We start from the raw sequence: 3,304 nt of genomic DNA, 5'->3' as shown, positions 1-3,304 counted from the left end.
GGGGTGGGCCGGTGACGGAAGAAACAGCGCAACGAGAAACAGCCTCACGCTCCTGGTGGTCGACGGCCCTGGTGTCGGCCTTTGGCGGTCCATTCGGCGGATTTCTGTGGATCGGCAGCGGCAAGCCGGCGGTTGCCAGCCTGGTGGTGATCAGCGCCATCGTTTTCGCACTCGCCTACACCGGATTTCCGGTGCTGCCGGGAACCGATCTTGCCTGGCTGGCCAATTTTTCAGGTATCGGTTCGATGATCCTGGGGGCAGCGCTCGTCCTGCCCTTCGCCCATCGGTTCAAGCCGGTGAGATGGTATGCGCACGGATTTTGGGTGCTGGTGCTTGTCTTTCTGACTACCTATCCGGCTGCATTTGCGATCCGTTCGTTTCTGTTCCAGCCGTTTTCGATACCATCCAGCAGTATGGTGCCGACATTGCAAGGCGGCGACTATCTCTTCGTCTCCAAATTCGCATATGGCTACAGCCGCTACAGCGTGCCGTTCAATCTGTTGCCGATAGAAGGCCGCATGTTCGGCGCGGAGCCCAAGCGAGGGGATGTGGTGGTGTTCAAATTCCCGCCCGACCCCAGCGTGGATTACATCCAGCGGATCGTCGGTCTACCCGGGGACAAGATCCAGATGGTCAATGGCGTGCTGCACATCAACGATGTGGCCGTCGGCCTCAAGGATGCAGGCACTTTCTCCTACGAGGAACGCGAGCAACCTGCCAGGCTTGAACGGGAGACCCTGCCGGGTGGTGTCACCCATTTCGTTCTCGACCTGACGGACAGTTCCATCGGCGACAACACGCGGGAATTTGAGGTGCCCGAAGGCCACTATTTCATGCTGGGCGACAATCGCGACAATGCCTCCGACAGCCGATTCATGGTCGGCTTCGTTCCCTACGAAAACCTCGTCGGCAAGGCCGTGCGATTGTTCTGGAATTCAAAAGGCACGGAGTATTCTTCCCGGCAAACGCTGGACGGTTCGGTCGGCAAATAAGCCTGAATCGAGTTGGTTCGGACCCGCACCAAGTCTGGTTGATGACTACTTCATATCTATGCCGAGCGCGGCGAAGGCCAAGGTCGGACCGTCGCGTCGCAGGTGGACGAGATGCACAGCCACAAGTTCGATCAACGTCTGGCGTTCGGCGTGATCCCCAGCGAAGCCGGCCAGGTCGAACACCGCGGTCACGGTTTCATTCGCCGGCAGTTGCTCACTCAAAAGTTCCGTCAACGCCGCGTCGAGCGGATCGGTGAAATGGCCCTCCGGCAAGGTTTTCCCTCGCGCGGCGCAGGCGGCGATCCAGGCAGCCACCACCAGGGTCAGATGGACCAGTTCGGTACCGGCTTCCAGGCATTCGATGGCGGAAGCGATGATGCGCTGCGGCAGTTTCTGGCTGCCGTCATTGGCGATCTGCGCCGTGCGATGGGCAAGTGCAGTGTTGGAAAAACGCTCCGCGAGCTCCGCAATATAGGCGCTCGTGTCCAATCCGGCATCCTCGGGCAGGGTCGGGATCGCTTCGGCCCACAAGGCATCGACGAATTGGCGGATCGCCGGGTCGGCGAAGGCGCGGTCGACGGTGGCATGACCGCTGAGCAGGCCAAGATAGGCGATGGCCGAATGCGAGCCGTTGAGCAGCCTGAGCTTCATGTCCTCGAACGGGCCGACGTCGCGAACCATGGTGACGCCGAATTGTTCCCACGCGGGCCGGCCAGTCGGGAACTTATCTTCGACCACCCACTGACAAAACGGCTCGGTCATCACGGGCCAGGCGTCCTCGACGCCGAGTTCTTCAGCGATCCGCGCCCGATCGGCGTCGGTGGTTGCCGGCACGATGCGATCGACCATGCTGGAGGGAAACGCGACCTGGTGTGCGATGTGGTCGGCAATTCCGACATCACTCGATTGAGCGAGCCCGGCATCTCGCAACTGGGCGAATTCGACCAACAGCCGGTGCAGCGTGGCTCCGTTGGCCGGCAAATTGTCGCAACACAGGACAGTGAAGGGCGGCGTGCCGGCGGCGCGTCGCAGGGCAAGCGCCTCGGTCAGGAAACCATGCGCTGTCTTCGGCATCCGGGGATTGGCCAGATCATGGACGATATCGGGATGGGCGGCATCCAATCCCCCGCCTGCCGCCCTCAGATAGGCTTTTTCGGTGATCGTCAGCGTGACGATGCGGGTGTGCGGATCGGTCAGCGTGGCCAGCACCGCGCCCGGATTCTCCGGCGCCACCAGCATCGCACCGATCGAGCCGATGACCTGAAGCTTTTCGGTTCCACTGCTTCTGATCGCCAGCGTGTAGAGCCCGTCCTGCGGCGTGAGAGCGTCGCGCGTGTCGGTGCTGCGCAGCGAAACGCCTGTTATGCCCCAATCCGCCTCGCCTGCCGCCAGGCAATCGTCGACATAGGCTGCCTGATGGGCGCGGTGGAAGGCGCCGACACCAAGGTGCACGATGCCCGGGACGACGCGGCTGCGATCATACGCAGGTGTCGCGATCGAAGCCGGCAGTGCGCGCACGGTCTTCGTGGAAAGGCGTTCGGTCGTCGTGGTGCGACTGGTCTGGTCGGATGACATGAGTGGCCTCGGCAGGGATCGGCAAAGCGGCGTAACATTCGATTTCCTGCCACACAATGGGTCGAAAAGTCATCATACAACAATCGCAATTTTGTATGTTGACATTATTTCTTGCCGCCCCTACCGATAGTGGCTTGGGAGGATGATCGTGGCACTGACCCATGCGGATTTGCTGTTTCCCGCCGAGGCGCATTCGCGCGCGATTGCCCGTGATCTCTATGCCGGGATCAAGGACCTGCCCCTTGTCAGCCCGCATGGTCACACCGATCCGCGCTGGTATGCGCTGAACGAGCCATTCCCGGATCCGGCGCAACTGCTCATCGTCCCGGATCACTACATCTTCCGCATGCTGTTCAGCCAAGGCGTCCGCCTTGAGGATCTCGGCGTGGCGACGCTCGACGGCGCGCCGGTCGAGACCGACGGCAGGGCGATCTGGCGGCTTTTTGCCGAGCACTATCATCTGTTTCGCGGCACGCCGACCCGGCTGTGGTTCGATCATGTGCTCGCCGATCTGTTCGGCATCGACGAACCGCTGACCGCGGCGACTGCCGACCGCCACTACGACACCATCGCGACGCTGCTGCAGTGGGAGAATTTTCGCCCGCGCGCGCTGTTCGAGCGTTTCAACATCGAGGTCATCGCGACCACGGAAGGCGCGCTCGACGATCTCCAATGGCACCAGATGATTCGCGACAGCGGCTGGCAGGGCCGCGTTATCACCGCCTATCGGCCGGACG

General features: G+C 61.9%; 3 protein-coding genes. 2 read left to right on the top strand and 1 reads right to left on the bottom strand.

Annotated elements, in window-relative coordinates; translation table 11 throughout:
- Window positions 1–245 precede the first annotated feature (245 nt).
- The gene (gene lepB / locus EN984_RS27695) at window positions 246–992 is read left to right on the top strand and encodes a signal peptidase I (RefSeq protein WP_127270502.1); all 747 of its coding nucleotides are present in this window, start codon (window positions 246–248) and stop codon (window positions 990–992) included.
- Window positions 993–1,037: 45 nt separating this feature from the next.
- Here the strand turns inward: lepB and EN984_RS27690 are convergent, their stop codons facing one another.
- On the bottom strand, window positions 1,038–2,567 hold the full coding sequence (locus EN984_RS27690) for a mannitol dehydrogenase family protein (protein ID WP_127267286.1): 1,530 nt from the start codon (window positions 2,565–2,567) through the stop codon (window positions 1,038–1,040).
- A gap of 142 nt (window positions 2,568–2,709) precedes the next feature.
- On the opposite strand from EN984_RS27690, the gene EN984_RS27685 reads away from it, so the two are divergent.
- The coding region (locus tag EN984_RS27685) for a glucuronate isomerase (RefSeq protein ID WP_206517489.1) at window positions 2,710–3,304 on the top strand (595 nt) is incomplete at its 3' end.

It is taken from the genome of Mesorhizobium sp. M7A.F.Ca.CA.004.12.1.1 (assembly GCF_003997835.1).
Taxonomy (GTDB): Bacteria; Pseudomonadota; Alphaproteobacteria; order Rhizobiales; family Rhizobiaceae; genus Mesorhizobium.
The sequence above is the reverse complement of the archived record's forward strand: the minus strand, read 5'-3'. Positions and strand labels throughout refer to the sequence as shown.